22 protein-coding genes and 1 pseudogene are annotated in these 25,304 nt (G+C 34.3%); 17 read left to right on the plus strand and 6 right to left on the minus strand.

Annotated elements, in window-relative coordinates:
* Positions 1-39 precede the first annotated feature (39 nt).
* The 7 genes from BQ5367_RS04805 to BQ5367_RS04835 all read left to right on the plus strand — a co-directional run bounded on the left by BQ5367_RS04805 (position 40) and on the right by BQ5367_RS04835 (position 8,534).
* A complete protein-coding gene (locus BQ5367_RS04805) occupies positions 40-1,110 on the plus strand; it encodes an iron-containing alcohol dehydrogenase family protein (RefSeq protein WP_071441416.1) in 1,071 nt (356 codons plus the stop codon).
* 1 nt (position 1,111) lies between these two features.
* Positions 1,112-1,771, plus strand: a complete 660-nt coding sequence (locus BQ5367_RS04810; protein WP_071441417.1) for an aspartate/glutamate racemase family protein — start codon at positions 1,112-1,114, stop codon at positions 1,769-1,771.
* Entirely contained in the window at positions 1,761-3,071 is a 1,311-nt protein-coding gene (locus BQ5367_RS04815; RefSeq protein WP_074021995.1) for a four-carbon acid sugar kinase family protein, read from the plus strand. Before BQ5367_RS04810 ends, BQ5367_RS04815 begins: the two co-directional genes overlap by 11 nt.
* A 316-nt stretch (positions 3,072-3,387) precedes the next feature.
* Positions 3,388-5,466, plus strand: a complete 2,079-nt coding sequence (locus tag BQ5367_RS04820; protein ID WP_071441419.1) for a PTS sugar transporter subunit IIABC — start codon at positions 3,388-3,390, stop codon at positions 5,464-5,466.
* Between the two features lie 15 nt (positions 5,467-5,481).
* The gene (locus BQ5367_RS04825; RefSeq protein WP_071441420.1) at positions 5,482-6,306 is read left to right on the plus strand and encodes a PRD domain-containing protein; all 825 of its coding nucleotides are present in this window, start codon (positions 5,482-5,484) and stop codon (positions 6,304-6,306) included.
* 121 nt (positions 6,307-6,427) lie between these two features.
* Positions 6,428-6,874: a flavodoxin family protein gene (locus BQ5367_RS04830; protein WP_071441421.1), complete on the plus strand. Its 447-nt coding sequence runs from the start codon at positions 6,428-6,430 to the stop codon at positions 6,872-6,874.
* A gap of 217 nt (positions 6,875-7,091) precedes the next feature.
* Positions 7,092-8,534: an IS200/IS605 family accessory protein TnpB-related protein gene (locus tag BQ5367_RS04835; protein ID WP_071440661.1), complete on the plus strand. Its 1,443-nt coding sequence runs from the start codon at positions 7,092-7,094 to the stop codon at positions 8,532-8,534.
* A gap of 395 nt (positions 8,535-8,929) precedes the next feature.
* Here the strand turns inward: BQ5367_RS04835 and BQ5367_RS04840 are convergent, their stop codons facing one another.
* Positions 8,930-9,856 (minus strand): alpha/beta hydrolase, encoded by a 927-nt coding sequence (locus BQ5367_RS04840; RefSeq protein WP_071441422.1) that lies wholly within the window; start codon positions 9,854-9,856, stop codon positions 8,930-8,932.
* 153 nt (positions 9,857-10,009) lie between these two features.
* Here BQ5367_RS04840 and BQ5367_RS04845 point away from each other — a divergent pair, with 153 nt between their 5' ends.
* Both BQ5367_RS04845 and BQ5367_RS04850 read left to right on the plus strand, forming a co-directional pair.
* Complete coding sequence (locus BQ5367_RS04845; protein WP_071441423.1) at positions 10,010-10,843, plus strand: tRNA 2-thiocytidine biosynthesis TtcA family protein; 834 nt, start codon at positions 10,010-10,012, stop codon at positions 10,841-10,843.
* Positions 10,836-11,324 carry a DUF3783 domain-containing protein gene (locus BQ5367_RS04850; protein WP_071441424.1) on the plus strand — a complete coding sequence of 163 codons (489 nt, stop codon included), beginning with the start codon at positions 10,836-10,838 and terminating at the stop codon, positions 11,322-11,324. The genes BQ5367_RS04845 and BQ5367_RS04850 overlap by 8 nt, the downstream gene beginning before the upstream one ends.
* 903 nt (positions 11,325-12,227) lie before the next feature.
* Here the strand turns inward: BQ5367_RS04850 and BQ5367_RS04860 are convergent.
* Positions 12,228-13,058: a hypothetical protein gene (locus BQ5367_RS04860; RefSeq protein WP_071441426.1), complete on the minus strand. Its 831-nt coding sequence runs from the start codon at positions 13,056-13,058 to the stop codon at positions 12,228-12,230.
* Positions 13,059-13,385: 327 nt separating this feature from the next.
* On the opposite strand from BQ5367_RS04860, the gene BQ5367_RS04865 reads away from it, so the two are divergent.
* Both BQ5367_RS04865 and tnpA read left to right on the plus strand, forming a co-directional pair.
* Positions 13,386-14,552, plus strand: coding sequence for an IS110 family RNA-guided transposase (locus BQ5367_RS04865; RefSeq protein WP_071441427.1), 1,167 nt, complete (start codon positions 13,386-13,388; stop codon positions 14,550-14,552).
* 676 nt (positions 14,553-15,228) lie between these two features.
* Positions 15,229-15,690: an IS200/IS605 family transposase gene (gene tnpA, locus BQ5367_RS04870; protein ID WP_074021996.1), complete on the plus strand. Its 462-nt coding sequence runs from the start codon at positions 15,229-15,231 to the stop codon at positions 15,688-15,690.
* Positions 15,691-15,952: 262 nt separating this feature from the next.
* Here tnpA and ytvI read toward each other — a convergent pair.
* Positions 15,953-17,041, minus strand: a pseudogene (gene ytvI, locus BQ5367_RS13805) (sporulation integral membrane protein YtvI).
* A 68-nt stretch (positions 17,042-17,109) separates the two neighbouring features.
* Positions 17,110-18,495, minus strand: a complete 1,386-nt coding sequence (locus tag BQ5367_RS04880) for an MATE family efflux transporter (RefSeq protein ID WP_161940469.1) — start codon at positions 18,493-18,495, stop codon at positions 17,110-17,112.
* Positions 18,496-18,537: 42 nt separating this feature from the next.
* Here BQ5367_RS04880 and BQ5367_RS04885 point away from each other — a divergent pair, with 42 nt between their 5' ends.
* Complete coding sequence (locus BQ5367_RS04885; RefSeq protein ID WP_071441429.1) at positions 18,538-19,191, plus strand: tRNA1(Val) (adenine(37)-N6)-methyltransferase; 654 nt, start codon at positions 18,538-18,540, stop codon at positions 19,189-19,191.
* A gap of 27 nt (positions 19,192-19,218) precedes the next feature.
* Here the strand turns inward: BQ5367_RS04885 and BQ5367_RS04890 are convergent, their stop codons facing one another.
* Positions 19,219-19,692 (minus strand): hypothetical protein, encoded by a 474-nt coding sequence (locus BQ5367_RS04890; protein WP_071441430.1) that lies wholly within the window; start codon positions 19,690-19,692, stop codon positions 19,219-19,221.
* Positions 19,693-19,784: 92 nt separating this feature from the next.
* Between BQ5367_RS04890 and BQ5367_RS13040 the strand changes: the two genes are divergently transcribed.
* Positions 19,785-19,961: a FeoB-associated Cys-rich membrane protein gene (locus BQ5367_RS13040; protein ID WP_083383171.1), complete on the plus strand. Its 177-nt coding sequence runs from the start codon at positions 19,785-19,787 to the stop codon at positions 19,959-19,961.
* 1 nt (position 19,962) lies between these two features.
* Here the strand turns inward: BQ5367_RS13040 and BQ5367_RS04895 are convergent, their stop codons facing one another.
* The gene (locus BQ5367_RS04895; protein ID WP_071441431.1) at positions 19,963-21,057 is read right to left on the minus strand and encodes a toxic anion resistance protein; all 1,095 of its coding nucleotides are present in this window, start codon (positions 21,055-21,057) and stop codon (positions 19,963-19,965) included.
* Positions 21,058-21,186: 129 nt separating this feature from the next.
* On the opposite strand from BQ5367_RS04895, the gene BQ5367_RS04900 reads away from it, so the two are divergent.
* The 4 genes from BQ5367_RS04900 to BQ5367_RS04915 all read left to right on the plus strand — a co-directional run bounded on the left by BQ5367_RS04900 (position 21,187) and on the right by BQ5367_RS04915 (position 25,166).
* On the plus strand, positions 21,187-21,528 hold the full coding sequence (locus tag BQ5367_RS04900) for a NusG domain II-containing protein (protein WP_071441432.1): 342 nt from the start codon (positions 21,187-21,189) through the stop codon (positions 21,526-21,528).
* 94 nt (positions 21,529-21,622) lie between these two features.
* Positions 21,623-23,107, plus strand: a complete 1,485-nt coding sequence (locus tag BQ5367_RS04905) for an IS1096 element passenger TnpR family protein (protein ID WP_071441433.1) — start codon at positions 21,623-21,625, stop codon at positions 23,105-23,107.
* 11 nt (positions 23,108-23,118) lie between these two features.
* The gene (locus tag BQ5367_RS04910) at positions 23,119-23,991 is read left to right on the plus strand and encodes a YitT family protein (protein ID WP_071441434.1); all 873 of its coding nucleotides are present in this window, start codon (positions 23,119-23,121) and stop codon (positions 23,989-23,991) included.
* A 2-nt stretch (positions 23,992-23,993) separates the two neighbouring features.
* The gene (locus BQ5367_RS04915) at positions 23,994-25,166 is read left to right on the plus strand and encodes a MalY/PatB family protein (protein WP_071441435.1); all 1,173 of its coding nucleotides are present in this window, start codon (positions 23,994-23,996) and stop codon (positions 25,164-25,166) included.
* Positions 25,167-25,304: the final 138 nt, after the last annotated feature.

Genomic DNA, 25,304 nt, shown 5'->3' on the forward strand with positions numbered 1-25,304 from the left:
CATGCTTTCGCATGGTTTCTTTTATAGAAAGGGAATTTTATGAATAGTGTTTTTTTACCACGATTTACGATGGGCATTGGTGCCTGCAAATCAATCAGTGAATTTTTAAAAGAAAATACAAAGGTTGCAGTACTATACGGCAATAAAGCTTATCAGGCTGCAAAACCATATTTAGATGAAGCTTTTTCAGAAGCAAAGCTAGATATCGTTGTTTTAAAAAACTATGGTCATGAAGCAACTTATGAAAATGTAGAAATGATTCAAAATTTTGAAGGCATGGATCAGGTAGAAGCTTTAATTGGTGTCGGTGGCGGAAAATGTCTGGATACGATCAAATATGTCGGTGATAAGATGAATTTACCGGTTTATACGATTCCAACCATTGCTTCAACATGTGCAGCAGTAACTAAGATCAGTATCATGTATAATGCTGATGGTTCATTCAAAGATATTCCAAAGTTAAAACAGCCTCCGGTTCATTGCTTTATTGAACCACGTATCATCTGTGATGCCCCAATCCAATATTTATGGGCAGGTATTGGTGATACGATGGCAAAGCATGTTGAGTCGGTATTTAGTGCTAGAAATGATGAATTGGATTATGCCAGTGAATTAGGTATTAAGATCGGTGAAAACTGCTACTATCCAATGCTACGTGATGGAGCACAGGCTTTAGAAGATGCAAAGAATCATGCTGTAACACCGGCTCTTGAAAGAGTTATTCAAAATATTTTAATTACAACAGGAAGTGTTTCTTTATCTGTTGATGCAGCTTATAACTCAGCACTTGCTCATGCACTTTTCTATGGATTAACAGTACGTAAGCATATCGAAAAGAATCATTTGCATGGTGAGGTCGTTTCTTATGGAACACTGGTTCAGTTAATGATGGATAAGCAGACAGACATGCTTGAAAAGACATATCAGTTTAATAAGCAGATTGGTTTGCCAACTTGTCTAAAAGATTTAGAATTAAATATTCATGATGATTTAGAAGATATATTGGAAAAGGCTGAAAGTAATTCAGAACTTGAACATGTGCCATATCCGGTAACAAAAGATTTGATTTATCAGGCAATGAAAGATTTAGAAGAATATGGAGGTAAATAAGATGAAAAAAATAGTAATGATTCACACAAGTCCTGTTTCTTTAAATGATTTAAAAGAATTAGTAAAAGAAAAAATGCCAGATGTTGAATTGGTGAATATCATCGATGATTCACTGTTGGAAGAAGTAAAGGGCAATGGTGGTTTAACACCAGCGATTATTTCACGTATGATGACTTATGTTCAGACAGCTGCTTCTTTAAAACCTGATTTGATTTTCAATCAATGTTCAAGTGTTGGAGAAGCCTTTGATATCGCAAAGAAATGTACAGATATCCCAACGCTTAAGATTGATGAAGCAATGGCAGAAAGGGCTGTTTCTTTAGGTAAGAAAATTGCTGTGATCGCAACGGTTGCATCTACGATGAAACCTAGCTGTAATTTAGTGAGAACGAAAGCTAAAGAAGCTGGAAAAGAAGTTGAAGTAAAAGAATATCTTGTTAATGGCGCTTTAGATATCTTGATGAAAGAGAAAAATGTTGAAAAGCATAATCAGCTTGTTTTAAATGAAATCAACAAGGCATGTGAAGAATGTGATGTTGTTGTCTTAGCTCAAGGTTCTATGACAGCGATCCTTCCTTATTTGAAAGAAACTTCTAAGCCAGTGCTTACAAGTCCTGAAATGGCGATTGATCGTGCTAAGGAGATGCTTTATGGAAAATAGAAAGATGATCGTACTTGATGATGATCCAACAGGTATTCAAAGTGTTCATGATGTATTGGTCATTACTCAGCCAACACTTGATAATCTAAAGGAAGCTATGACATCATCAGGATCTCTTTTCTATATTCTGACAAATTCTCGCTCTTTTAGTGAAGAAAAAACAGCGGAATACCATAGAGAATTAACGCAATTGATTGTTGAAGCTGCTAATCAAAGCAAGACAGACTTTATGATCTTATCAAGAGGTGATTCTACGCTTCGTGGTCACTATCCGTTAGAAACAGAAATTATTCGTCAGGTATTAGAAGAAAATGGACAACAAATTGACGGTGAAATCATCTGTCCTTATTTAGATGGTATTCGCAAAACAGAAAATGATATCCATTATGTGAAGACGGATGATGGCTGGCTGCCATGTGGTGAAAGTGAATTTGCAAAGGATAAATCTTTCGCATATCATGCTTCAGATTTGAAGGAATATGTGGAAGAAAAGACAAAAGGTGCTTATAAGGCAGCTGATTGTATCAGTATTTCATTAGAAGATTTAAATGATGAACATACAGTTATAGAAAAACTGAACAGTGTTTCAGATTTCAATAAAGTAATCATTAACTGTACATGTATGAATGATCTAAAAAAGTTTGTATGTGCTTTTGAGAAGTGTAGGAAACGCTATATGTTCCGTTGTGCTGCTAGTATTGTGAAAGAGCTGGCTCATATCGAAGATCGACCTTATCTAACCAAAGAAGATTGTGTTCAGGAAGGTACTGGAGGTCTGATCCTTGTGGGCAGTCATGTAAAGAAAACCGCTTCACAATTAGCTTATTTAAAAGAACATGCGAAAGATTTAGTATGGATCGAATTTAATCAGCATAAGGTATTAGACAATACCTTGCATGAAGAAAGCCTGCGTGTCAGTGGTGAACTTGAAAAAGTACTGAAAGAAGATAAGGTTGCGGTAGTTGCGACACGAAGAGAAAGGGTCGATTTCCCAGGTGATGATCCAGAAAAACAACTTGAAATGGCAACAGCGATTTCTAGTGAACTCATTGGTGTTCTTTCTCGTTTAACGATTCGTCCACGCTTTTTGATTACCAAAGGGGGTATTACTTCCAGTGATGCCTTAACAATAGGTTTAAAAGTATCAAAAGAATGGGTATTAGGCCAGATTCAGCAGAATGTTGGTGTAGTTCGCTGCTTAGAAGGCAGTAAATTTGAAAATTTGCCAGTTGTTGTTTTCCCAGGAAATGTTGGTGATGAAACAACGCTGTATAAGGTTGTTGAAACACTTCATAGTTAAAAATCATAAAGGCTCCAAAGACATTTTGTCTAAGGAGCTTTTTTTATATATTAGGAAATTTCATTTTTTGATTGATAGAAAGATGATGAAAGAAAATAAAAAAAGTTAAGTGTGATTTATGTTATGATAATATATATCATCAATGGTAACTATAATTTTTATATTTTTGTTGGCAGAAAGCGCTTTCTGGGTTAATATAATGGGCGTAGAGTGTTACTGGTGATGCAGGCATTAACTATGAAATTGTCTTATAAGGATAGTTTTCTTTAGTTAATGCCTTTTTATTTTCTAAAGAAAGCGGAAAGAGAGGAAAAATATGAAAGACAAGATTTTTGAAGTCCTGCAGCGTGTAGGACGTAGCTTTATGCTGCCGATAGCGATTCTTCCGGTAGCTGGATTATTTTTGGGAATTGGTGGATCATTTACGAATCCAACAATGGTGGAAGCCTATGGATTGACATCTATATTAGGTGAAGGAACTTTCATGTATGCGATTTTGACGGTTTTAAATAAGTGTGGCGATATTATCTTCGCCAATCTTCCAATTCTATTTGCGATGGGAGTAGCGATTGGAATGGCAAAGAAAGAGAAAGAAGTTGCGGCATTGGCAGGTGCTATTGCTTTCTTTGTCATGCATACAGCAATCAGTGCAATGCTAAGTGTCACAGGCATTGCAGAAAGTCTTCCAGCCGGTTCGATTACAAATGTCGTAGGTATTCAGTCATTACAGATGGGTGTCTTTGGCGGTATCATCGTTGGCCTTGGAGTTGCTTATTTACATAATAAATTTTATAAAATTGAATTGCCACAGGTTCTTTCCTTTTTTGGAGGAACACGTTTTGTACCAATTATTTGTTCGATTGCTTATCTTATTGTAGGTATCATCATGTTTTATATTTGGCCTTCAATTCAAAATGGTATCTATGCAGTAGGTGAGCTGGTACGTAATTCAGGCTATGGCGGTACATTCTTATACGGGCTTATGGAAAGAGCCTTGATACCGTTTGGTTTACACCATGTATTCTATATGCCATTCTGGCAGACTGCTGTAGGAGGCAGTGCTAATGTTTGTGGTACGATCGTAGAAGGTGCTCAGAATATTTTCTTTGCGGAATTGGGATGTCCAGCAACTACAGTTTTCAATACAGAAGCAACACGTTTTATGGCTGGAAAATTTCCACTGATGATCTTTGGTCTTCCAGGTGCTGCTTTAGCAATGTATCGTTGTGCAAAACCTGAGAAAAGGAAAATTGCAGGAGGTCTCTTGATTTCAGCTGCCTTAACATCTATGCTGACAGGCATTACTGAACCTCTTGAGTTTACTTTCTTATTCGTAGCGCCGCTTCTATATGTCATTCATAGTATCTTTGCTGGGTTGGCTTACATGCTGATGCACATTTTTAAAGTGGGTGTCGGAATGACTTTCTCTGGAGGACTGATCGATCTTTCACTTTTTGGTATCCTGCAGGGAAATGCGAAAACCAATTGGTATTGGATCGTCATCATTGGTATCATTTACTTTATTGTCTATTATTTCGTGTTTACTTTCTTTATAAAGAAAATGAATTTGAAAACACCGGGACGTGAAGATGATAGTGAAGAAACAAAGCTCTATACTCGTGCTGATGTGAATGCGAAAAAGCAAGGGAATAGTGATACATCAGTGAGTGCCTTGATTGTAAAAGGTCTTGGTGGTGCTGATAATATTTCAGATGTAGACTGCTGTGCAACTCGTCTAAGAATAACTGTTTTTGATTCTTCTAAAGTGAGTGAAGATATCTTAAAACAAAGCGGTGCTGCAGGTGTGATCTTTAAAGGAAAAGGTGTTCAGATTATTTATGGTCCAAAGGTAACGGTCATCAAATCAAATCTTGAAGATTATCTTCATAACCCAACAGCACATGAAAAGTTTGAGGTGATTGAAGAAACAAAGGTGAGTGATGTGAAAGATGTCTTTGTTTCTCCGCTTAGTGGTGAATTAAAGCTGATTACAGAAGCGCCTGATGAAACCTTTGCGACAAAAATGATGGGAGATGGTGTAGTGATTTTCCCAAATGATGGAAATGTTTATGCTCCTTGTGATGGTAAGATCAAGATGATTTTCCCAACGAAACATGCATTAGGCATTGAAAGCAAAGAAGGAGTAGAATTATTACTGCATATAGGAATTGATACTGTTCAGTTAAATGGAGAAGGCTTTGAATTACATTGTGAAGCTGAACAAGAAATCAAAAAGGGTGACAAACTGCTTTCTTTTGATTTAAAATATATACAGGAACATGCGAAAAGTAGCGCAACTGTTATTGTATTTACAAATCTCTCAGATCAGCAGCATCTTGAACTTTTAAAACTTGGAGATGTACAAGCAAAAGAAGAGATCATTCGCTTATCCTAGTTTAGGAGGAATAGAATGTTTGAAATTACTAAAATCTTAAATCATAATGCAATTCTTGTCATAAAAGATCAAAGGGAATATCTGATATTAGATAAAGGAATTGGTTTTGGAAAAAAAGTAAAAGATCAAATTAAAAATGCTTCCTTTGAAGCTGTATATCAGCTTCAAAGTGAAACTAAAAGAGGTAATAAAGAAATCATTGAAAAAATCGATCCTATCTTTTTAGAAATTGCCCATCAGATTCTTAAACATGCCAGTGAAAAGCTAGGAAATCTTGATCATAACATTCTATTGCCTTTAAGTGATCATATTGCTTTTGCCATTGAAAGAATAAAAAATGGACTTATAATTTCTAATCCATTTACCAATGAAATAAGGATGCTGAACCCAGATGAATATAAGATAGCCAGTATCGCTAAATCAATTATTCAAAATAGATTAGGTTATGAAATCAATGAAGATGAAATTGGCTATATTACTTTACATCTGCATAGTGCAGCGACCCATGAGAAAGTAGATGAAAGCATGAAAATTGCTATGATCGTACAAGAAAGTATTAAAACGATTGAAGAAAAGTTAAATACTTCAATTAATATTCATTCATTGGCATATAGTCGGTTATTAACACATATGAAATATATGCTGGCACGAATAAAAACGAATGAAAAATTAAATTTGGATATGGATGAATATGTGCGAACTCACTTTCCATTAGCTTATGAAGCAGCTGAAGCAATCATAATTCAAATTGGTAAAGAATTGCATCGTACGATACCTAGGATTGAGATTGGTTATCTAGGGTTGCATATCCAGCGTATTTGTGACATAACGAAAGAATAAGACGGGAAAACCTGTCTTTTCTTTTATAGTTAATACTTTAAGGTAAATAATGAAAAACCAAATGGAACTTCTTCTATGATCAAAAAGGATTATAATATGATTAAAAGAAAGAAGGAGTATCATGAAAATATTATTTATAAATGGAAGTCCAAATCAAAATGGCAATACTTCGCATTTAGCTCAAACATTATTGAAAGATCACGAATATGAAACACTGAATTTAGTGACATACAAAATTTATAGCTATGGGCATTCTTTTAATGATGACCAGCTTCAGGAAGTGTTATCTAAGATGGAAGAAGCAGATGTGATTGTTATTGGTTCACCATTATACTGGCACAATCTTTGTGGTTCTGTACGGAATTTGTTAGATCGTTTTTATGGGCTGGTAAGAGATGAGCTTCAAGGGAAAACATTATATTTTCTTTTTCAAGGGGCAGCACCTGAAAAATGGATGCTGGAGGCTGGCGAATATACGATAAAACGTTTTGCAGGGTTGTATGGTATGAAATATGCCGGTATGGCTACAAATCTAAAAGAGGCCAGTAAACTATCCTCTACATTATAAGATATGTACGAAAAACGGGTCTTGACTACCCGCTTTTTTCATATATTAGGAAATTTCATTTTTGATTGATAGAAAGATGATAAAAGAAAATAAAAAAAGTTAAGTGTGATTTATGTTATGATAATATATATCATTATTATAAAATTATAGTATCATTATAGTTATTAATATGATATAATATCTGTACAAAACATCTCATTTCTGTCAAGGAGGCATCATGAAAGTCTTTTCTCTTTCCAACCGTTTCTATTACCGCGAATTCCCTGATCTGAAGAACACCGTTCTTCATGATCTTGATGTCTACAACCGTGTCCTTCATAAGGCCTATAAATGTCTTTACGATCGTGCCTATAAGGGAGCCGCGTTTAAGGACAGCGAGCTTCATCAGCTTCTTAAAAAGCAGTTTCATCTTAATGACTATATCCCTCTGTCTGCTGTCCATGAAGCCAAGGCCCTGCTAAAGGCTAATGCTGCCTTGAATAAAAAACTGATCCGGAAAACAGATAAAAGAATGAATAGGATCAGAATGAAGATCAGAGAAAAGGAAACGGAACTGGAAAAGGTCATCTGTGAAAAGGAAAAGATGATCCGGAAAACGAAACTGCATGGAACTACAGAAAAGGACTATCTGTATGAAGCAACTGTGATCGATCCTAAAATAAAGAATCTGAAGAATCAGATCAAACTATTAAAGTACCGGTTAACAGGAGAAAAGCAGAAAAAGGAAAGATTCATGGAAAAGCCGAAAAGCGTATGCTTCGGAGGAAGAAAGAATCTGAAGCATGATATGGATACCTACCGCTATAACCGCAGAAAAAGGATGCTGATCTGCGGAAGAAGGCAGGGAAAGTACGGCAATAATCTTTTCAAATATCATATCGATGAAGGGATTCTTGTCTACCGGGGAATCAGACAGGAAATAAGGATGCCGGTTGTTTTTCATCAGCACAGGGAGCATATAGAAAGAGCAGTAAGAATGAAGCACAATACTCCCGGGAAGGCCATTGCGTATGAGCTGTATGATCATGGAGAATATTTTATCATCAAAGCAATTGCTGAATATCCTGGCGAGCCGGTATTACCATCCGGCAGAGGAAGTATCGGAATGGATATCAACAGGGATCATATAGCGCTGGCAGAAACCGACAGAAAAGGGAATCTGGTAAAGGCATGGAGGATTCCGTTGAAAGAAAGAGGAACAAGGAACCAGAGGGAATATGAAAGGTATGTGGCAGTGAAACGGATCGTAGAGGAATGTGCGGGCAAGAAAAAGAATCTGATCATGGAAGATTTAGAATTCGAGAGGAAGAAAGAAGAGAGCCTGTACAGGGACAGGAACTATAACCGGATGCTGGGAACATTTGCATATAAGAGGCTGGAGGAGAAGATCGAAAGGAAATGCATGGAAAAAGGAGTATATTTAAGGAAGGTGGATCCAAGGCACACAACGCAGATCGGGAAGCTGAAATATGCGAAGCGGCTAGGGCTAAGCATCCACCACAGTGCAGCGTATGTGATTGCAAGGAGGGGAGAAGGGTACCGGGAAAGGATACCGAACGAATATCATGAATACAGGGAATGGAAAGAAGTGATCAGGGATCTGGGGAAAGCGACATTGGAGGAATGTCAGAGAACTCCCTATTTATGCCTGTTCAGATAGAAAAGAAGCAGGACCCGGCAGTCATGCGATTCACTGGAAGATGGAAGCATGGCAAAGGGATGGAATCCTGCCAGAAAAAAATAATAAGCTGACACTGGAACATTTCGCCAATGCCTTACGCTTCAGAGAGGAGCAAAAGAAGGAGATGTGAAGGTGCCGGTGGAACCACGCCGCTAGAAAGGCAGGTGGGTATGCAGATAGGGAGTCGCTTATTTGCATATGATTTTGATTACAAAATCATTTTCTTGTTCTTTAACAATGTGTAAAATAATAATTCTTTTTTTCAGCAGGTATCTGTAAAGTATCCATTGTTATATAAAGATACATCTCCCACTATTTTATATACATTCATTCTTCATTTTCACCAATAAAGAATGTAAAAATTAATTTTCATTTCAAAATCTACATAAACCATTATAAATATATTGGCTGGCATAGTCACCATTGTGTGTGCCACCTTCTTGTACTTGGAAAAGAAGATTACCATTTTCACTATTGGCATCTATAAAATAACTATTCTCATGATTTAACATGTTTTCTATTTGGCTAGCAAATGAAGAATAGGCAAAATCATCACTCCCTGACATAGCATAAATAAAGAAATCGTTTGAATTATATCCAGACTGTTCTACAATTTGATTCATAAATGTTCCATCATTGGTTAGACTTCCACTCATCGGCATAAAATAGTAAAAATAGTCAAGACAGTATTGAAAAGTACGCCATGTCGCAACAGATTCCATGGAAAAGCCACTAAAACCTCGATGATTGCGTGATAAACGCAATTCTTCAGAACTGGTGTTTTTCGCATAAGTACGATACTTTCCTTCTACAGCAGGTATTAAATCATTGATCAGTTCATTATGATAATTCTCAGTGAGACGTAATGCCAGGGAATAATCACTGCTGTCTTCAGAAGAAGTATTATTATAAGTTGGGCAGACGATGATCATAGGCTGCATTTCATTATTAGCAATCGCATGATCAATAATATTTTTCAAGATGCTTGGCTGGGTATCAGTGCCTAACATTGTCGTTTCATTGCTCCAGCCGCCATGCATAAGATAAAAAACATTATATTGCTGATCTTGGGAATAACCATAAGGAAGATAGACATAAGCAGTTTTTATTAATTCCTGTGTTTTTTCATTATAATTCATCGATTCATAGGTCGTATAATTCAGACGTTCGATCGTACCTGCTTGCTGAGTAGGCTGGGTATATGCTGATGGAATTTGTTTAAGGGTAGAATCATTGTTTTGTGAGGCTTGACATCCTGATAATAAGGACAAAGACATCCATAAGGCTACTATTTTCTTCATACTTTCTTCACACTTTCCTCCTATTGATCTAATGTTATTTTAATCTCTAAGATAAATTTGTAGAAGTTTCCTTTTGTTGATGAGTTATAACTAGAAAGTATTTACTTATTTTTATAGTGGTAATTACTTGCAAAGTCTGATAAAATAACTTGCATGAGAGCATGGAACGAAGCAGAAAGAAGTATTGTTAAAACATATCGTAAGGAGTTATGGGCACGTTTTGTACGGGCTATTAGTGAATATGATATGATTCAGGAGAATGATGTTATTGCCTGTTGTATTAGCGGGGGTAAAGACAGCATGCTGATGGCCAAGCTGTTTCAGGAATTAAAACGTCACGGGAAAATTAAGTTTGATGTGAAATATATCGTGATGGATCCTGGATATAATGAAACAAATCGCAATAAAATCATTGAAAATGCAGAAAAACTAGATATACCTATAGAAATCTTCCCAGTAAAAATATTTAGTTATGTAACAACTTTAGAAAAAAATCCTTGTTTTATCTGTGCTAGGATGAGAAGAGGGCATCTTTACCGCATTGCTCAAGAAAATGGATGTAATAAAATTGCTCTTGGACATCATTTTGATGATGTGATAGAAACGATTTTAATGGGCATGTTTTATGCAGGACAGTATCAGACGATGATGCCGAAGCTGCATTCAGATAATTATGAAGGAATGGAACTTATACGTCCGCTTTATTTAATACGTGAAGCAGATGTATTACGATGGTGCAGGCATAATGACCTTTCATTTATCCGCTGTGCTTGTAAATTTACGGAAGATGATGAAGTAGAACATTTTTCTAAACGAAAGGAAATCAAAGATCTGATTGCTCAGTTACATCAAGTGAATCCTTATGTTGAAAAAAATATTTTTAAAAGTTCATCGAATGTAAATCTTGGGCAGATCATAGCTTATTTTGATAAAGAAAAGACTTATCATTTTTTAGATACGTATGATGAGGAGAAAAAACATGAGTAAATGTCTTATCGCAAATATTTCCAAGGAAATGATGAATGATTTAGAAATTGATTATTCTTACCTTTCAGATCAAGATTTACAGACAAAAATGAACGATTTGGTGATTCAAAGTAATCAAGAAGAAACAAAAATGTCTCTTTCACTTTCTTTTGTATATATGTATGATTATGAAGAAGAGAAGATGAGCAAGATTACAAAACAATTGAAATCTAAAGGTATAAATGCAATTTTTGTAGCATCTACTCCATATAATCTATCATGGTCATTAAAAGATCTACTTGATGAAGTTATGCAGGAGCATGAGCTGTTTCAAACAAAAGCTCGCTTAAAAGAAGTGATGATGCAGTTCTCTTTAGGTGAAAATAAAATGCAGGCAGAGATGGTTCTAATGGAAGCTTTTATAATTTTTCAAGGAAATGATGTAAAAGCAATGAATCAGATGATTGAAAAATTAGAAAGCTTACAAAAGGATTTGGGTTAAAAAATATCTAATATGATAAAGATGCAGAGATAAAAATAAGTAAAGAAAAAAATACTGCATTTCGCTACATAAAAAAACCTTAAGTATTGCCTTAAATCTTGGCATTTTCTTGAGGTTTCTTATTTTTTTGCTGTCAAAGATAGGATAATAGCAATTTTGTTTTATATTTTCAATAAAGCAAGTAATTGTAATATTATTCTATATAGTTTTTCCCATGATCATGAAGATAACAAAATATAGATAATTGATTCTATATTTCTTTGTAGCTAAAGCTATCATTAAGGTATCCTCTAATCCACATATATGATACTTTCTCTGTATGATAGGATATAGTGTGTGCGTAAATTATTCTGAATCTTTAAATAAATTCAGTCTTATCTTATCCTGTTTTTGATAAAAGCCCCAGCTAAACATATGTATTGTCCAGTATATTAGTAACATGTAATAAGATGTATAACCATAAAAGCTTTCTTGATCATTAGGAAGTATGCGTATTGTATTGATAATTATAGCGCTGAATAGAGCCATATTTAGTATAATTAAGCCGATAAGAATTTTTTTATACTTCCTTTTATAATATTTATATAAACTGAAAATAAGAATAAAGGAAAGAAGCAAAAAAATCAATTCTACAGCAATTAATTGATTTCTGTAGGAATATTCATGTTTTATGTCAAAAACAATATCAGTAAATGTTGAATATAATAAATAAGATGGAATCATATTTATGCCATAAATTAAATGTATGCGATATTTTTTTAAAAAATTTTTAATATTCATATTATTACCTGTATATATTATAAAGAACTCATTTAATAGCGATTCATTATAATATATTTCCTTTCTTTTTACCTATTTAAATTTACAATAAGAGAAAGGCAATACCTTTCTCTTATTTCCTGATTAGGATAAAAAATTAACAGCAGATTTAAATATAGAACCGTTTAATGAACCATTTCTTGCATAGAACTTATTATCTGTCCATTCAACGATACTCTTATAAGAACCTGATATTGTTATTTTTCCTTTTTTTCCTGCATCACACATATTAGATACTTGGCTCATAAAGTATAATTCACAAAAATCTTCATAAAGAGACAGGTATGTAAAAATACTGTTTAGAACTGTAGGAAGATATCCTAAAAGTTTTGATACAATTTGATCTAATGCATATCCTATGACCATGTCTTTAAGATTGATTAAATCATCTCTATATACCTTCAGGTCACTATTGTTTAAATAAAACACTACTTCTGCCATATTTGATCCGTCTGAAAATTGATATGTACTTGAAACAATTACTCCATTTGCCCAAGATGGCAAATTGCAATAACCATCATATCCACCAGTGCCAACTATATTTGGAAGCATTGCGTTTGGAGAAATAGTTGGATTCATATCTACTGGACCATTTATTTCAAAAGATGGTAATAATCCATTAGTAGCAAAATCATTAACTGTAATTTTATCGATATCTAATTCTAAATTTTCATTAAGTAATTTTTTGGTTACTTTCACACCCTCAAATACAGCTATTACTTCGTCATCTCCTAAGTTTAAAAGCTCTTCTTCAGTTTGTGGAGTATAGATAAAATAAGCAGTTTCACCGATTTTTTCTTTCCATTCTTCCAAATACTCTTCTGTTACAGGAACTTCTTCAGCTTTAATATGTGTAGGAAGCCCACATATTATAAAACTAAAACAGATTGCAGATAATAATAATTTTTTAAACATAATAACTGTTGCTTTCAACCCCTAAAATTAAGCATCTCCTGGTATATATAAATTAGCTCATTCAACTGAGTAATCTGCATATACCTTTTCCTTTCTACCTGATCTAGTATTCATCAGGATTTTGTTTATCTGTTAGAATTGAAATTGTGGATGTGTACTTGAGTGATCTCCTAGAGGCTTTGACTTCATAAGAAAGAATCTTGCCACTTCCTAATATTCAGAACTGCGATCAGTTGGATGAGCCTTTGAGTTCGTATTACCAGGATCAGTCGAATACTTTGCAAGTGGTTCATCCATTCACGCATATATAGAAAGGACGGTGCTTCTATGCGCTATTTTATCGGTATCGATATCAGTAAATTCAAACATACGGCTGCTGTAATTGATCAGGATGGTGTCGTTCATATCGAACCTTTTGACTTTGACAATGACATCATCGGGTTCAATTCTTTTTTTACTTCTGTTTCTTCCTTTATTCAGGATGATTTCATCATCGGCATGGAAGATACTGGGCACTATGCCGACAATCTTCAAAAGTTTCTCTTATCCAAGAATCTTAAGGTTGCCATGTTCAATCCATTGGCTACCAATCACATCCGTTTAGCCTTCAATCTGGCTAAGAATGATAGGCTGGATTCTCTTACAATTGCTTCGGCTTTAGCTATGCCTAGACTTTATAGAATCATCGAAGATGAGCATTTTACCTATCATGAGATCCGTGAACTGTCGCGTTATCATCAAAGCCTTTCGAAAACAATGAATCGCTATAAGAATCGTCTTCAGAAGTTTATTGATATCGCTTTCCCTGAATTCAATAAACTTTTTGATACAAAATACTCAAAAACTTATTTAAAGATTCTTAAAGATTTCCAAAGTGCTCAGAATATTGCCAATACAGATATACGGACACTTAGAAAAGCTCTTTTATCAAAAGGAAGATGCGTTTCCATTACGGCTGAGGAACTGAAATCTGCTGCCAGGGATTCTATTGGTCATTCCCATATAGCACTTGATCTGGAGATACAGCAGACAGTTGAAATGATCGAAAAGATTGATTCCAATCTGAATATAGTGGATAAAAAAATAGAAGAATTCAGTCTGCAGCTAAACTCTCCTATCCTTGCCATCCCTGGTATCTCACACATATCAGCGATGTCCATCCTGTCCGAACTTGGTGACTTCACCCAGTATGAAAGTGCTAAGAAGATCATCAAGCTGTCAGGAACCAATCCATATATCTATGAATCTGGTACCTATAGTATGCCACGAACAAGGCTAGAAAAAAAGGGATCAAAATACTTAAGATGCACTTTATACAACATCATCCAGACCGTCATCAACAACAATCCAGTATTCAAGGATTATTATGACAGAAAGATATCTCAGGGAAAATCGCATCGATGTGCACAGGGGCATTGCGTGAGAAAACTACTCAGAGTCATCTATCATATCCTGACAACTGGATGTGAATTTGATCCGTCTCTTTTACGATAACCCGTCTATACAATCAATCGTATAAAAAGGCTATTTTCCGATAGTTCTTTTTAGTGTACACATATTTACAATTTCAAAGATCAATACAACCTTTAAAGTCTAGTTTTATATTTCATACTTTTTCATCGCTTAGTACTTGACTTTAAATATAGTTGTCTTTCTTTAAAATAATTTTAGGTTACATAAGTGTATTGTTCAATAATTCAGATTTTATATATTTAATAATTATAATATATCCATTGGCCCTTCCTCTACTAGACTATCTTCCTTAAGATTTGTACTTCTATCGTACATTTGCTTTTAGTTTCCTCGTAATGGTGGTCGTCCTATACAGGAAACGACTTAAATAAATTTTAACACCTCTTTCATAAGAATCCTCCTTTTCATTACTATCTTCACTTATATAATAACTTAAATATACCTAAAATAAAGTCTTTCAATGATATTGTTTATATGATAAAATCGAGTTATAAGGTGACATTTTGATTCTATTGTATTTACTGTGGAAAAACATTATTATTTTTTAGAAAAAGAATGATTTAGTTCATTCTTTTTATTCTCTATAAAACCACTTGCTATGCAAGTGGAGACAAAGAAGCGATAGCGATAAACAAAACAAAAAGCTCCTTTGCTATAATGGAGTGGGTCTGACAGCCACGACATTAAGCAAAGGAGGATGTCCATGGACGAAAGTAGTTTATCACACACAAAATGGATTTGTAAATATCATATAATATTTATACCAAAATGCAGAAGGAAAGAAGTATATGGCAGATTGAGAAAAGACATAGGAGAAATATTACGACAGCTATGCCAGTATCAAAATGTTGAAATCATAGAAGCTCATGCAATGAAAGATCATATACATATGCTTGTAAGCATACCGCCAAAATTGGCTGTTTCCAAATTTGTGGGATATCTAAAAGGGAAAAGCACGCTCATGATATATGAAAGACATGCAAATTTGAAATATAAGCATGGGAACAGACATTTTTGGGCCAGAGGATATTATGTATCTACAGTAGGCTTGAATCAAAAAGCAGTAGAGGAATATATAAGAAATCAGGAAAAAGAAGATATGATGTATGATCAAATAAGCTTCAAAGAATTCGATGAACCATTTAAAAAAGTAAAATAGGGATTGCGACTGTCAGAACCTTTCATGCGTCTTAAGACGCCGCAAAGCAAGAGGCCCTTATAGGGCAACGAAAAGCCACCAGCTTTGCTGATGGTAATTTACTATGTACTTCATTTTTATAATTTATAAGATCCTGGTTCCAGTATTTAGATTCTGAAAAATTGAAAGTATACCTTTTAATTTGAGTAAAAAAGGTTAATATTTTTTTACGGAAAGATAAGGTAAAAAAATGAGCTATAAGCATCTTTTGCTTATAACTCGTTTATTCAATCGATTTTGTTTTTTCATTTTTATTTTTTTCAGTTTTAAATAAAATAAATGAAAGCAGAATAGGGAAACCAAATAATCCAATAATGCCAAACAGTTGTCCGCCTACAAGCATAGCCATTAAAGTAGCTACTGGATGAATACCTAATTCAGCACCTACGATTTTCGGTTCAACAATATTTCGGATTACTGTTATGATGACATAAACAAGAATAAGTTCAATCCCTAAGATAAAATTTCCTTGAATAAGACAAATCAGGCTCCAAGGTATCATGATACCACCAGTACCTAAAACCGGCAATATATCAAAGATACTAATAGCGAGTGCAATTAATACTGAATGATCAATCCCTATTAAACTTAAACCAATCGAAAGCTCTACAAATGTTAAGGTCATGATCTTAGCATAAGCTTTGATAATGACTCAAAGCTTATTTTTCAGGAAATACTGTGTATCAGATAGAAATGATCGAGCAGACTGATTCATATGTGAAAGTAAATATTGAATGATTTTGTCATAATCAATAATGAAGAAAAAAGATGAGATGATCGTCATGACAAAAGAGATAAAAAGTCCGGGAATTCCTTTTACGATATTCGCAACATAAGAAACAGCATAATTAGATATGCTTCCTAATAATTGTTTTGAACTATCTAGCATCATACTTGTAAATTCATCAAGAGCAGCTTTAAATTCAGGTTTCATATTTTCAGTTAAAGATAATATTTCACTGATCAGATTACTTACTGTTGGCTGAATAACTTCCTGATAAAATTTAGGTGCTTCATTTGTTATGCCCATGATCCATGAGTAACCATTGATACATAACAGAAAAAGCAATAAACTGATCAATACATAGAAAAGCAGCAAAAGAGTCATTGAAAGTATTTTTTTATTGATCTGAAATTTCCGATTTAGATAACGTACAGGACGCTGGATCAGATATGAAATAATAAAACCAATCATAAAGGGAATCAAAATCGGAGCTATGTATTTAAAGCCAATATATAATAATCCCAAAAGGATGCCGTAAAATACAAAATTAATAATAAAATCTTTCTTTTTAGACATATTCATTTTCATTTCCTCTTAATAATATTATTTTACACTAATCTTGTCATTATGAATAGTTTCTTTTTAAAATATATCTATTATTCGATATTCGTCAGATCTTTCGCCCATATACCACTGTGAATTCTTTTGATTCCCAAGATAAACCGTACAACTTGTTCACTTTGGGTAATCAGATATACAAGAGCTACATTTTCAATATGAAAAAGATATACGCTTGTAAAAGATAACGGGATAGCAATTAGATACATGATACCTGCATCTAGAAAAGAAATGATTCTGGAATCACCGCCACTGCGTAAAATAGAAAAAATCGTAAAATTGAATAAACGAAAAGCGATTTTTAAACAAAATACGAGAAGAATGGCTTTTGTAGAAGCATAAATGATTTCATCTTGAATGTTATAGAAGGACATGATGAATGGGGAACATATCGCTAATAAAGAAGCGAGCACAATCGCAAGCATTAAAGCTAATCCCATAAAATGACGACTTTTTTCGATTGCCTGTTCTCGGTTTCCTTTTCCAAGATCATAAGAAAGCATCAGTTGAACACTACCGCCAAAACCCCAGATGATGAAAGAAAAGAAGGCGGCAATTTGATCACCGATATAATAAGCTTCCAGACTTTCTCGGCTAAGACCGCCTAAAGCTTTAATGATCAATGAACTTCCAAATCCAAATAGAGCTTCATTGATGATCAATGGATAGACACGGCGGAGAACATGCCGAATAAAGTCAAAATGGAAAGAAAACATTTCATGAAAGCTGCCAAAAAAAGGCTGCTTTGTTTTGATTCCATAGATAAGATAAATTAGAATTGAAAAGAAATGTGAAAGCAGGGTAGCCAATGCAGCACCTGAAACATTCATTGATGGGATAGGGCCCCATCCGAAAATAAAAATATAGTTTAAAACAACATTGCAAAGCATGGAAAAAATACTGACATATAAAGTAAGCGCAGCCTTATCTACACAGCGATAATGATAACTGAAAGTAAAGGAAACAGCTTCAAGAAGAATCGTAAAGCGTGCAATATTTAAATACTCTATAGAATGGATGATGATTTCATTATCATTGATATAAAATCGAACGACAGCTTCCGGAAATAAAGAAATTAATGATATCCAAAATAAGGCATTGATAGATGTCAGGCACAGTGACAGACCAAATACTTTTTTTAAATAGAGATGGTCTTTTTTACCATAAAACTGAGAAGCAAAAATATTGGTCCCGCTTAAAATTCCCCATGTAATGGTAGAAGCAATGATAATGATTTGTGAAGCACTGCCGACAGCACTGATCATACCAATCCAGCTTACCATTAAAGAATCAATCATCTCCATAGCACTTCCTAATAACTGTTGAAGTGATAGAGGAATGGCCAATGAAGCTACCTGTTTATAAAAAAATTTATCACCAATATAACTTTTAAGATTCATGGTCAATATTATATCGAAAATCATCTTTATTTTCCATCTGAATTTTGATAATATGATGCTATGAATATGACCTATGATTATCTTCCAGGAACCGATATTTATCTGCATCAGCGTAAAGATATGTTTCGTATGAATACAGATACTGCTCTATTAGGATATTTTATGAAAGTAAAGGAAAATGAGTGTGTGATGGATATTGGAACAAATAATGGCGCTCTTTTGCTTTATGCTTCAATGTATACTCAAGGGAAATTAATTGGTGTAGATGTTCAAAAAGAAGCTTGTGAACTGGCACAAATGAATTTGAATGAACATCATATTCGTGATTTTGAAATTATTCATGCAGATATTAAAGATGTTATTCATGACCCTGTAGATGTGATCGTCTGTAATCCGCCTTATTTTAGAGTTACAAATGACAAGCAATTAAATGTGAGCGATTATAAAAGAATTGCCCGTCATGAATGTTATCTTACATTAGATATTTTATGTACGAGCGTAAATCGTTTATTAAAAGAAAAAGGGCGGTTCTATTTAGTTCATCGTGCCGATCGTTTGGTAGATATCTGTGTTGAAATGCGAAAAAATGAGCTGGAAATCAAAACTTTACAGTTTATTCGTGACTGTGAAAATGATAGGGCTCATGGAGTATTGATTGAAGCTGTTAAACAAGGAAATAGCCATTGTAAAGTGATGGAAGAAAAAATTGTTCAAAGATAATAAAAAAGCACGTTATGTGCTTTTTAACTAGCGTTTAAGGTTTAAAATAAATCTGGTAATTTGGGCAATGACAGGAACATTGATATCTCGATATTCATAAGCTCTGATAATGGAAAATATTTTGCTTACTCCTAGATAGATCTCAACGATTGCGAAGATAATTCCTAATATGATAAAAATGATTCCCCGTACTCCCATATAGAAAATGCCCAATATAAACATATTATCTAGCCAGGAAGTTAAAATAGCAGTAATGCCAAAGATAACTGTAATATAATAAATAATAGCAGCGATAACAAAAAAAGCGAGGGCATTTGCAGCATGAAAATTAACAAAATCGCTCTTCTTTTCTAAAATGAGTGCAAGCAAAGGAATCAGCCACGCAATACCGCTCAAAGAAGAAGAGATAATGCTGACTATCCATGGAAGAAGATAAACTAGAATTGCCACTACATTAGCATCTAAATCAAATAAAGATGATTTATGCGGATCATATTTCATAGAAAATGCCTCCTTGTATGTATAGTTTAATCGATATTCATAAGATTTGCAAGTGTCTTTGAATCGTGCTATGCTTTCTACAGAGGTGGATTATGGCAACTGTAATTGTATTAGTAATCTTGTTGATATGTGTATATTTCGCAATAAGGTCAATCAGAAAACAAAAGGGATGTGGCAGCGGCTGTAGCAGTTGTGCCCATGCTGAGGGATGTCCGGCCAAAGCTATCCAGCAATTAGTAGATGAAAGTAAAAGGCGTAAGATCCAGTGATCTACGCCTTTACTGTCTGTGTCAGTTTTTCTTTTAATTCGTTTTCGATTCTTCTTAACTCTGCTTCTGCCTGCTGACGTTTTTGTTGTCCCTCGCTTTGAATCTTTAAGACTTCATCCAATGTTTCAATCAAGTCTTTATTTGTAGACTGCAATGTTTCAATATCAACAATACCTCTTTCACTTTCTTTGGCCGTTTCGATCGTACCTTGTTTCAGCATTGCTGAATTACGTTTTAAAAGTTCATTTGTCATATCTGTAACCGTTCGTTGAGCTTCCATGGCCTGACGGGAATTTTCGATTCCTAATGCTAACACCATCTGACTTTTCCAAAGAGGGATCGTATTGATCAGTGAAGACTGAATTTTTTCAGCCATCAAAGTATCATTATTTTGTACTAAACGAATCTGTGGTGCCATTTGAATGCTGATCGTTCGTGTCAATTCTAAATCATGCAGCTTTTTTTCAAAACGATTACAGAATTCAGCATAGTCGTTGGCTGCCTGCGCATCCTGAGGTAAACGTGATTGACTGGCTTTTGCTACGAGTCTTGGCAATTCCTGCTGACGGGCAGTTTCCAGTTTACGTTTACCAGCTAAAATATATAGTGTCAGCTCTTTATAATTTTCAAGATTCATTTCATAGAGATGATCAAGCATTGTAATATCTTTCATCAATGCAATTTGATGTTTCTCTAAAACAGCTACCACTTTATCAATGTTTGTCTGTGTAGAAGCATAATTTGCTTTTAATTGTTCGATACGTGATTTATTGAATAATCCAAACAATCCTTTTTTTGCAGGCTTTTCGTTTGTTTTTAATTGAGCGACCAGCTCACTTAGAGAATCACCGATTTCACCTAAATCTTTAGTACGGACTTTTTCAAGAGTGCTTTCTGAAAATGAACTTATTTTTGATTGAGCACTGGCACCGTACTGAAGTACCATATTGGCATCACTGATATCGATCTTTTCAGAAAATTCTTGAACCAACTTTTCCTCTTCACTAGATAAAACAATTTCATCAGGCTGACTGACTGTTTCTTGAGTTTCTTCAATTTCTGGTTCTAATGTTAATACGGGTAATTTATCTTTCATAGCATATCTCCTAATTATCTTTATTTTATCACGTTATTTTTTGTGTGGATAGCTTTATTGAAAAAAAATAAGAGAAACATTTGTATAATTTATAAGAATCAACTATAATCTTATTGCTGGAGAAAAATGATGAATAAAAAAGATTTAAAACTGATTGTATGTTTATTTGTGGTGGCTGTTGCAGGTTTGATTGTTTATCAGCTGATCAGCAGTACCCACCATGGCAATATAGGAGTTGTAGAATATCAAGATGAAATTATCTTGGAGTTTGATTTAGATATTGATCGGACTTATGAGTTTTCAGGATCTTATGGTGTGATGCATTTGGAGGTCAAGGATTCTAAATTCCGGGTCGTTGATGTTGAATGTCCAAACCATAATTGTGAACAGATGGGATGGCATGATAGCGACTCGCTCTCTCCAATTGTATGTATGCCAAATGAAGTTATGATCTATACCCAAAGCAGATAATTCTGCTTCTTTTTATATTGATGAGATGAATTTGAAAAAAAGTAAGTATTTTAATAAAAATATAGTATAATGTATTCGAGATAAAGGAGGATTCATGAAAGCAATTCAACTAAAAATATCTTTAACAGGAATGAAAAAAACAGTAATGCGTCGTATATTAGTTTCTAAGAAAACAACTTTTGAAGAATTACATTCCATGATTCAGCTTCTTTTTAATTTGGATGGTGTAGAAGCCTATACATTTCATATTGAAGATAAATGGATACAAAAAAATGCTCATAACGATGTTGATAAAACATTGATTCGCATAAAAGAGAAGGATCGCTTTGATTACTATTATGATAAGATAGATCAGCTTCATTTCAAAATTACTGCTGAAAAGGACATGCAGGCAGATGTCGTCCCATTATGTTTAAAGGCAATTGGCAAAAATCTTTATGAAGGAGCAGGCAGTGAAATTGAAGAAGAGCTGCAAAGTGAGGCTGATTTAGAATGGATCAATAAAATGTTAGCTGCATTTCGTGAAGAACATAAAAACAGTTTTGTTACAGATATTCAAAAAGAAATCAGTAAACTGATAAAAATACGTTATTTTCAGGATTATATGCATAATCAAATCGTTAAGCTTCATCTGCCATGTAATAGAATCGTATATATGGGATGTGATGCAAGTGAAGATGTCGTATTGAATTTTCATATTAGTGCTGACAAGCTTGCTCAATATATGAGCATTAATCAGCAGGCACCCTCACAAAGCATCATTAAATATCATGATTGCATAGAGTTAGCCCTGCTGAAGCGAATGAGCGGTGATCAGCCGGATGACTTTGATTTGAATGTAGGCATTTATGGCGGATTTTTATGCTATGCTAACGTAAATAGTAATCAGGAAATACCTTACGAATATCGAACGATTTATCTGGAAGCGTTACGTCGTTATGTGAAAGTCATTACTTACTGTGCTGAAAATCAGATCAAATATCAAAGTGGCAGGATGATTGAATATAAATCGGATGAATGTATTCAGGTTTGTGAAGGTAAGATGAATATATTGCGTATTGATTATTTGAATGAACCAAAAATCAGTCAAATTAAAAAACAGTATACCAAAGGTCAGGGCGAGGCAATGATAGAAGTCATTACTTTACCTCAGAAAGATGAACTGCAGACATTATGCATTGTTGGTAATGCAGAAGACGGTTTTAGAGATACCAGGATCTACTGTACTTCTTTAAAAACAATGATATATGAAATATATCACTTATTGCTTGAAAGATGGCAAAAATATGGTATAGACCGGAAGCTTTTTCTGCGTGATCCTTTGCTTAAGAAAGAATTAGATGACTTTGCGGAAGCATTAGATATAGAATGTATCTTAAGTAATGATATGGAAGATTTAGATCAGGCTTATTATACAGAAAATGATGCTCTGTATAGAGATATAGATCCTCGTGAAGTTATTGAAATGTTATTAAAGGAACTTGGCTTTGATATCCACAGTTTAGATCAGGCAGATGTATCAAAAGAAAATATTTTAGAAAAGCTGAAGCGTGCTAAGGATCATAAGAAATATAGTTAGAGGGTGAAAAAATGAATTGGAAGCAGCTTAAGCCCTATGGAATAGTTATTTTAGGGTCAAGTTTGTTTGCTTTAGGGGTCAATTTATTAGTTGTTCCGCTAAATCTTTACAGCAGTGGTTTGTTAGGAGTATCGCAGGTATTGCGATCTATCGTTAATTTGATCATTCCTAGCCAGTCTCAGTATGACTGGTCGGGATATGTTTATTTTGCATTGAATATACCTTTATATATCATGGCTTATCGCAGTTTATCACATCGTTTCTTTTATCTTTCGATTCTTTCAACGATCGTTCAGTCTGTTGTATTGGTATTAGTTCCGATACCTCAGACACCGCTTTTAGAAGATGCATTGACAAGTGTTTTGGTAGGCGGGCTGATTGGCGGTATCGGTATTGGATTATGCTTACGAGAAGGAGGCAGCGGTGGCGGCTTTGATATTTTAGGTATGTATTATGCCTTAAAGACAAAAGGTGGTTCTGTTGGACGCCTTTCGCTGATCTTAAATGCAATCGTTTATCTGATATGTGCTGTTTTATTTGATGTTGAAACAGCGATTTATTCAATTCTTTATGTGGCTGTTTTTACATTGGCGCTTGATCGCTTTCATACACAAAATATTGCGACCCATGTCATGATTTTTTCACAGAACAAGGAAATCAAGAAAAAGATCATTTCTCAGCTTCGTAGAGGGGTAACTTATTGGCACGGATATGGAGCATATACAGATCATGATATGGATATCATTGTGACGATCATTTCAAAATATGAAATATCAGCTTTGAAAAAGCTTGTCTTAGATTTGGATGAACATGCTTTTATAGTTATTTCTGAAGGTCTGCATGTTATTGGAAATTATGAAAAACGTTTATTGAATGAGGAGTAGATATGTACGATTTTGAATCTAAATTAAACCGCAAGAAAACATATGCATCAAAATGGATGGTACGCAACACTAAAAATGAAGAATACTCTGAAGATATTATTCCTCTTAGTGTTGCTGATATGGAATTCAAAGTCATGGATGAAATTAAAGATGCATTGCATAAAGCAGTAGATGAAATGAATCCCTATGGCTATCAGGCTATGAGTGACTCATATCTGCAGAGCATCATTTCATGGATGCAGCGGCATCATCATGTCAAAGTAGATAAAGACTGGATCGTGCTTAGCCATGGAGTTGTAGAAGCACTTGTACGCAGTGTAAAAGCCTATACGAAAGAAAATGACGGAGTCATTATCTTTACTCCTGTTTATCCGCCTTTTTTTAAGGCAGCACGATCGAATAAAACAAGAATCGTAGAATGTCCTCTTATTTTAAAAGGTCAGCGTTATGAAATTGATTTTACGTTATTTGAAAAGCAAGCAAAACAAAGTGATAATAAAATACTTATCTTATGCTCTCCACATAATCCCATTGGAAAAGTATTTACCAGAGAGGAACTAGCAAGAATTGTTTCAATATGTAAAGAAAATGATTTGATTTTAGTAGTAGATGAAATTCATCATGACTGCATCATGGAAGGTTATGTACATACAAATATTTTAAGCTTTTTAAATGTTTATGATCAAATCATTTTATGTACAGCAGCTAGCAAATCATTCAATTTAGCAGGACTTCAGACAAGCAATATCATCATTCCTGATGAAAAACTTCGAACTTCTTATATTGGTGAAGATCATGTTTCAATCAACCCTCTTTCCATGGCAGCAACTGAATGTGCATATCGATGTGGAGACCAATGGATCAGAGAAATGATGCATGTCGTAGGTATCAATTATAAAACAGCAGCAGATTTCTTTGCTTCGTATTTTCCTAAAGCATGGCATAGTGAATTACAAGGAACTTATTTAATGTGGGTAGATATGAATGCTTATTTTGAAAATGAAGATGATATGTTTGCTTTTCTATATGATGAGGCCTGTTTTATCGTAAATAAAGGCAGTACTTTTGGAAAGAATGGCGAAGGCTTTATGCGTATTAATTTGGCTTTACCTACAGATCAATTAAAGATTGCTTTAAAACGTCTTTATGATGCCTATGAAAAAAGATCAAAATAAATATGTTTAATTACTAAAAAAATATCAGATATCATACAATCTATGCTTTCTGATATTGAAGAAATGTTAGGATAAATGCTGTAGAAATGATAAAAAGCATTAAGTAATGCTTGAATTGACTAGACAATAATAGACGAT

Origin of the sequence: Traorella massiliensis, from assembly GCF_900104665.1 — a bacterium.
In the GTDB taxonomy this organism is placed as follows: domain Bacteria; phylum Bacillota_I; class Bacilli_A; order Erysipelotrichales; family Erysipelotrichaceae; genus Traorella; species Traorella massiliensis.

Bases quoted from the DNA above. Each gene is read 5' to 3' on its own strand.
- BQ5367_RS04835 (WP_071440661.1), top strand. From the start codon at position 7,092: ATGAAAGTCTTTTCTCTTTCCAACCGTTTCTATTACCGCGAATTCCCT.
- BQ5367_RS04910 (WP_071441434.1), top strand. From the start codon at position 23,119: ATGAATTGGAAGCAGCTTAAGCCCTATGGAATAGTTATTTTAGGGTCA.
- BQ5367_RS04815 (WP_074021995.1), top strand. From the start codon at position 1,761: ATGGAAAATAGAAAGATGATCGTACTTGATGATGATCCAACAGGTATT.
- BQ5367_RS04825 (WP_071441420.1), top strand. From the start codon at position 5,482: ATGTTTGAAATTACTAAAATCTTAAATCATAATGCAATTCTTGTCATA.
- BQ5367_RS13040 (WP_083383171.1), top strand. From the start codon at position 19,785: ATGGCAACTGTAATTGTATTAGTAATCTTGTTGATATGTGTATATTTC.
- BQ5367_RS04915 (WP_071441435.1), top strand. From the start codon at position 23,994: ATGTACGATTTTGAATCTAAATTAAACCGCAAGAAAACATATGCATCA.
- BQ5367_RS04830 (WP_071441421.1), top strand. From the start codon at position 6,428: ATGAAAATATTATTTATAAATGGAAGTCCAAATCAAAATGGCAATACT.
- BQ5367_RS04895 (WP_071441431.1), bottom strand. From the start codon at position 21,057: ATGAAAGATAAATTACCCGTATTAACATTAGAACCAGAAATTGAAGAA.
- BQ5367_RS04840 (WP_071441422.1), bottom strand. From the start codon at position 9,856: ATGAAGAAAATAGTAGCCTTATGGATGTCTTTGTCCTTATTATCAGGA.
- BQ5367_RS04820 (WP_071441419.1), top strand. From the start codon at position 3,388: ATGAAAGACAAGATTTTTGAAGTCCTGCAGCGTGTAGGACGTAGCTTT.
- tnpA (WP_074021996.1), top strand. From the start codon at position 15,229: ATGTCCATGGACGAAAGTAGTTTATCACACACAAAATGGATTTGTAAA.
- BQ5367_RS04865 (WP_071441427.1), top strand. From the start codon at position 13,386: ATGCGCTATTTTATCGGTATCGATATCAGTAAATTCAAACATACGGCT.
- BQ5367_RS04860 (WP_071441426.1), bottom strand. From the start codon at position 13,058: ATGTTTAAAAAATTATTATTATCTGCAATCTGTTTTAGTTTTATAATA.
- BQ5367_RS04885 (WP_071441429.1), top strand. From the start codon at position 18,538: ATGACCTATGATTATCTTCCAGGAACCGATATTTATCTGCATCAGCGT.
- BQ5367_RS04850 (WP_071441424.1), top strand. From the start codon at position 10,836: ATGAGTAAATGTCTTATCGCAAATATTTCCAAGGAAATGATGAATGAT.
- BQ5367_RS04810 (WP_071441417.1), top strand. From the start codon at position 1,112: ATGAAAAAAATAGTAATGATTCACACAAGTCCTGTTTCTTTAAATGAT.
- BQ5367_RS04880 (WP_161940469.1), bottom strand. From the start codon at position 18,495: ATGATTTTCGATATAATATTGACCATGAATCTTAAAAGTTATATTGGT.
- BQ5367_RS04890 (WP_071441430.1), bottom strand. From the start codon at position 19,692: ATGAAATATGATCCGCATAAATCATCTTTATTTGATTTAGATGCTAAT.
- BQ5367_RS04905 (WP_071441433.1), top strand. From the start codon at position 21,623: ATGAAAGCAATTCAACTAAAAATATCTTTAACAGGAATGAAAAAAACA.
- BQ5367_RS04845 (WP_071441423.1), top strand. From the start codon at position 10,010: ATGAGAGCATGGAACGAAGCAGAAAGAAGTATTGTTAAAACATATCGT.
- BQ5367_RS04900 (WP_071441432.1), top strand. From the start codon at position 21,187: ATGAATAAAAAAGATTTAAAACTGATTGTATGTTTATTTGTGGTGGCT.
- BQ5367_RS04805 (WP_071441416.1), top strand. From the start codon at position 40: ATGAATAGTGTTTTTTTACCACGATTTACGATGGGCATTGGTGCCTGC.